Source organism: Streptomyces sp. NPDC048473, assembly GCF_043200155.1.
Taxonomy (GTDB): domain Bacteria; phylum Actinomycetota; class Actinomycetes; order Streptomycetales; family Streptomycetaceae; genus Streptomyces.
The window spans coordinates 1-5,343 of the sequence record NZ_JBICXE010000130.1; the positions used below are offsets into that span (position 1 = coordinate 1).

6 protein-coding genes are annotated in these 5,343 nt (G+C 68.8%); 5 read left to right on the forward strand and 1 reads right to left on the reverse strand.

What is annotated here, in order from left to right:
* The coding region (locus ACGFU7_RS47480) for a transposase (protein WP_393704981.1) at positions 1–356 on the reverse strand (356 nt) is incomplete at its 3' end.
* Between the two features lie 36 nt (positions 357–392).
* Here ACGFU7_RS47480 and ACGFU7_RS47485 point away from each other — a divergent pair.
* The 5 genes from ACGFU7_RS47485 (at position 393) to ACGFU7_RS47505 (ending at position 5,267) form a co-directional block, all read left to right on the forward strand.
* Complete coding sequence (locus ACGFU7_RS47485) at positions 393–515, forward strand: hypothetical protein (RefSeq protein ID WP_393704983.1); 123 nt, start codon at positions 393–395, stop codon at positions 513–515.
* Positions 516–616: 101 nt separating this feature from the next.
* A complete protein-coding gene (locus ACGFU7_RS47490) occupies positions 617–1,573 on the forward strand; it encodes a tyrosine-type recombinase/integrase (RefSeq protein ID WP_393704984.1) in 957 nt (318 codons plus the stop codon).
* 90 nt (positions 1,574–1,663) lie between these two features.
* On the forward strand, positions 1,664–3,136 hold the full coding sequence (locus ACGFU7_RS47495) for a site-specific integrase (protein WP_393704986.1): 1,473 nt from the start codon (positions 1,664–1,666) through the stop codon (positions 3,134–3,136).
* An 8-nt stretch (positions 3,137–3,144) separates the two neighbouring features.
* Positions 3,145–4,851, forward strand: a complete 1,707-nt coding sequence (locus ACGFU7_RS47500; protein WP_393704988.1) for a hypothetical protein — start codon at positions 3,145–3,147, stop codon at positions 4,849–4,851.
* Positions 4,848–5,267 (forward strand): hypothetical protein, encoded by a 420-nt coding sequence (locus ACGFU7_RS47505; RefSeq protein WP_393704989.1) that lies wholly within the window; start codon positions 4,848–4,850, stop codon positions 5,265–5,267. Before ACGFU7_RS47500 ends, ACGFU7_RS47505 begins: the two co-directional genes overlap by 4 nt.
* Positions 5,268–5,343 lie beyond the last annotated feature (76 nt).

Genomic DNA, 5,343 nt, shown 5'->3' on the forward strand with positions numbered 1-5,343 from the left:
CAGGTCAAGGTGCGGGCGGCATCGACGGGAGTGTAGGCGTCCTTGCCGTAGGCCCAGGTGCCGTGGCTCGGTTTGAGAGCCATGACGAACGGCAGCCCTGCCGAGTCGAGTTGTCTGCGGAAGCCGTCCTGGTCGCCGAAGGCGCAGTCGGCGGCCACGGCGCGGAAGGCCACCCCGGCAGCCTTCGCGGTGCGGGCCAGTTCTGCGGCGATCTGCAGCTTGGTGCGGAAGCCGGGGTCGCTCTTGCCCTTGGGGGCCCGGTTCTCGTATAGCTGACGCTGCCCGACAAGTAGCAGAACGTAACCGTCTGGCGACGGTTCCGCGCAGTCCCCCGATGTATGACCTGTACTCGCCATGATGTGGCGAGTATCGGCTTTGACGAGGGAGTGCGCGTGCGGCAGGACTGGGAGCCGGAGGACCTGATCGAGGTCTGGACGTTGCTCGAAGACGATACGAAGAAGGTGCGGAACAAGTCCGGGGCGACCCGGTTGGGCTTCGTTATCTGGAGTCCTTGAGACCCCGTCCATCACGTGCAGCACGTACGAGTGAAGGGCAGCCCGCTTCGTCGTGGATGGGATTACCTTCCCTCATCCACCACGGATGAGCGGGAGGTTCCATGCGCGTACAGCGCGTACTGATGCCGGACTCGGACGCCGAGTCGTGGACCGTGCTCGGGGACGACCACGTGCCCGTCGCGCCGATCGAGCGCTACCTGTCCTACCTGCCGGCGGTCGAGAAGTCGCCGAACACAGTCAAGGCGTACGCCCACGACCTGAAGGACTGGTTCGCCTACCTTGACGGGCGCGGGCTGCGCTGGCAGGCGGTGGCGTTGGAGGACGTCGCCGGGTTCGTGGCCTGGCTGCGGCTACCGCCGCTGGCTCGGGAGGGCAAGGTCGCGGTGCTGCCCTCGGTGGACCACCACTGCGCGGAGTCCAGCGTGAACCGCAAGCTCGCCGCACTGTCGTCGTTCTGCGAGTTCCACGCCCGTCACGGGGTTCCGCTCGGCGGGCTGATGGTGACGATGCGGCCCGCCGGCCGCCGTGGCCGCGGCAGTTCGTACAAGCCGTTCCTGGAACACATCGCCAAGAGCCGTCCGCAGAAGGCCCGCACGATCCGACTACGGCAACCGGTCCGGCGGCCGTCGGTACTGTCCGCCGAGGACGCCCAGACCGTTCTGGACGCATGTGAGCATTTGCGGGACCGGCTGCTGTTCGCGCTGCTGCTGGACACCGGCCTGCGGATCGGCGAGGCCCTGGGCCTGCGGCATGAGGACATCGCGCTGGCCGAACGGCAGGTGAGCGTCATCCCGCGCCCGAACGCGAACCGGGTCCGGGCCAAGGATGGCCGCTCCCGGGACGTCCCGGCCAGCGCAGAGCTGATGCGGCTGTATGCCGACTACCTCAACCGGGAGTACGGTGCCCTCGACTCGGACTACGTGTTCGTCAATCTCTGGGGCCGCCCGCACGGCCGTCCGCTCACCTACTCCGCCACCTACGACCTGGTGATTCGGCTCCGGCGCCGCACCGGCATCGACTTCGAACCGCACCAGTTCCGGCACATTGTCTCCGCTTAGTTTCCGTGTGGCGATTGACTCCAACTGGGGTGATGGCCTGGAGGTTTGGGTTTTGCACTGAGGCGTGTGGTGTTTCTACTGTCGCCACTCATGATCCTGAACTTCTTCTCGTCCCGGGGCTGGCAGTCCTGGGACATCGAGCATCGGCCGCTGATCCCCGAGGGGATGCCCGTGCTCATCGACGACGACCTGCGCTTCGAGGACGGCCCGGCCGCGCCGCGTCCGACGGCGGTGGTGAACCGGTGGTTGCGTGAGCTCCCGGCCAGCGGGGCGCCGGCGCCGAGCTCGTGGGAGAACTACGCGCGGGTGGTCAAGGAGTGGATGGAGTTCCTGGCTGAGCACGGGGTGGGTCTGTTCGACTCGCGGGTACGGCTGAAGGCCGCGTTGAGCCGGTACGCCGAGCATCGGGCGGCGGGCCCGTTGAAGGCCCGGTTCGCGGCCACGACGTGGGGCCAGCACATGAGCATCCTGTCGCTGTTCTACCGGTGGGCGATGCACGAGGAGTACGCGACGGCCGAGCCGTTCACCTACCGGGCCGCGCGGGCCCTGTTCGCCGGGACCGGCCGGGAGGTGAAGGTGAACCTGGCGGTCCGCCGCACCCCGAAGCCACACGTGACGATCAAGTACCTGGAGCCGGACTTCACCGAGCTGTTCCGCAAGGGGCTGCGCGGGCTCGCGCCGGACGGCTCACAGGACACCGGTTTCCACGGGCGGGAGCTGACCCGCAACGCGGCGGTCGGGGATCACGCGCTGGCCACCGGGATGCGGCTGCAGGAGTTCACCTACCTGCTGCCCTGGGAGATCCCCGCCCTGCCACCGGAGCCGACCCCGGTCCCCGTCCCGTTCCCGGTGCCGGCCGGAATCACCAAGGGCAAGAAGTTCCGCACCACGTGGACCTCCTACGAGGCCCTGGCCGGACTGCACGACTACCTCGACCTGGACCGGGCCGCCACGACGGACGGCTCGCTCTGGCGGCCGCCACGGCGGTGGGGCGAACCGCTGATGGTGACCGCGCCGGACGCCCGGGGCGGGCTGATCAACGGGATCCGGCGGCCCTGGGCATCGCTGACGCCGGCCGAGCGGCGTCGTCTGGTGGCCCCGGAGGGCGGTTCGTGCCTGCTGGCGGTGAAGAACGGCGGCGGCCCGTTCACCGCCTGGGCCACGATTTTCGAGCGGACCTCCGACCGGATCCGGGCCCGCTTCGAACCGCGATTCCCGCACGTCTGGCCCCACCGATGCCGCCACACCTTCTCCATGAGGACCTTGGAATACCTGGTCACCGGGCACTACCGGCAGGCCGCGAAGCTCGTGCGAGACACCGATGCCGACGCCGCTCTGGTCTTCTACCTCAGCAAGGCCGACCCGCTGCTGGTGCTTCGTGATCTTCTAGGACATTCCACCGTCCTGACCACGGAAAAATACCTCCGCCGCCTGGATACGACCCGCATCTTCCGGGAGGCATACGAGGGGGCCGGCGCCGCAGCCGGGCTGACCGACGACGCGGGCGCCGATCGGGAAGCCGCCGCCGAGTTCGACGACGACGTCGAGGACGGGGCTCTCTGATGCCGACCATGCTGATCGAACAGCCCCTGCGCATCACATGCGTGTTCAGCGATGGAAGCCGTGCGGCGTTCTCGCTGGACGGCTTGCCGAACCCGTTGCTGGCCAGGCAGTTGGCCACCGGCCTGGTGGATCTGATCCACCCGCACGGCACCGCGGATTCCGCGGGCACGGTCAACCATTACGCCCAGGCGATCCGGGGCATGGTGCGGACACTGGCCGAGCAGGGCTTCACCGGCGGCCTTGACCAGCTCAGACGGGGCAGGCTGGCCGAGTATTTGATGGGATGCTCGGGCGGCCGGGAGGCGTGCACCCGCGCGATGGTCGAGGCGTTCGGTCAGGCCGGCGGCTCGCTGGCGGACGGCGTGCTCGAGCTCGCGGCCGGACGGAACTTCAACGTTCAGCCGAACCACCACGCCCTGCCTCCCTACTCGGAGACCGAGTGGCAGCGGCTGGGCGACCTCTGCCGACGGCTCGTCGAGGAGTCGTACGCGGCCCACCGGCAGGCCCTGACCGCTGTCGCTCACGGACAGCATCCCGCCGAGGGCGGATGGACTCCCCAGAATCTTCGCTGGCTGCTGGCCACCATCGGGCCGGTGAGCATCTCCGAGTTCGGCCGCAACGTCGGCATCTCGGCCGCGTTGGTCCACCGCCGCGGCGGCTTCCACGACGCGACAAAGGCTCTGTTCCCGCACCTGGAAGTACTCATCGCCTACCGGCTGTTGTTCGGCATCTACTCCGGGATCGTGCCGGACGGCATCGAGGACCTGGTCACGCAGGACGTCGACTGGGCCGGGGACTCCACGATCCTGCTCTCCTACGTCAAGGGCCGCACCGCGGCCGAGAGCCTGAATCTGCCGCGCAGGGCCGTGCGCCTGCTGGAGCAGTGGCTGGCCCACTCCACGCTGCTGCGGAGCTTCGTTCCGCCGGACGAGGGCCGCAAACTGTGGTTGGGGCTGAGCCGGGCCGGCGGTGACCGTCGGGTGAGGAAGTTCGACCGCGTCGCCATTCAGCGGTGGGTCGTGCGCCACCAGCTGGTCGGGGACGATGGGCAGCCCTTGAAGATCCACCGGTCCCGGATCCGCACCACGCACGAGGCGATGCGGGACAAGAGCGCATGGACCGGCAGCGGCCGGGCCACCATCGATCCGAACCACACCCCCGCCGTCGAGGGCGACCACTATCTGACGGCCGCGACACCCGCTCAGCAACGTGCGGTCGAGGCCGTGATCGAAGACGCCCAGCATGACCTGCTGCGCCGGTCGCATCCGCCGACGGTGATCACCGAGGACGAGGCCGCCGCCCTGGCCGAGGGCTATCCGCAGCTGGTGGCGGACCTTGCCCTGGACGACGAGGCGATCGCCGAACTCGTGGGCGGACAGCGGGATGTGTTCACCGCTGCCTGCGGTGATCAGCTGTCCGGACTGCATGGCCCGAAGGGCAAGCCCTGTCCAGCCCGCCCCTGGGTCTGCCTGTTGTGTCCCCTGGCGGTGTTCGCGCCACGGCATGCGGTCAGCCTGCTGCGGCTGAAGGCGTTCTTCTCCCGGCAGTGGCAGCAGATGCCCGCCGCCCACTTCATGGCGGTCTTCGGCCCCTATGCCGCCCGCATCCAGCAGGTCCTGGACCGCTTCGATCCGGCCGTGGTCACCGCGGCCGCCGCCCACGTCATCGACCGGGACGACGAACTTCCCCTGCGCCCCGAGGAGATGACCGCATGACCACCGCTCTTGCTCCCGCCTTCGACGGACGCTCTGCCGTCTTTGCGGGCGCCGATGTCTGCGGTGAAGCCGGGCTGACCCTTCCGGGCAACGCCGCTCGCCCCGCGTTCGAGGACGACATCTGGGACTTCACCCACGTCATCGGCTTGCCGACCCAGCTGAGCCCCTCGGTGAGGCGCTTCGACTTCACCCTGATCACGGAATCGCGTTGGCGGCTGGTGGCCAAGGAACTGGTCCTGGCGATGCTCGCACCCCGCCACCAGTCGGTCGCCCCGTTGCCCCGGGCCTTCCGCAACCCGCTCCACGTCACCAGTTGTCGCGCCCGTCTCGACGAACTCGTCCGCTTCTTCAACTGGCTGGGAGAGCGGGCGACCATCAGCCTGGGGCAGATGGGCGTTTCCCCCAAGGCCGGGTAGTTAGCGTTCTCGCAGGTCACGCAAGGGAGTTGATCGGCTCTTGCGTAGCGGCTGTGTAGATGCCGGGGCCGTGCTT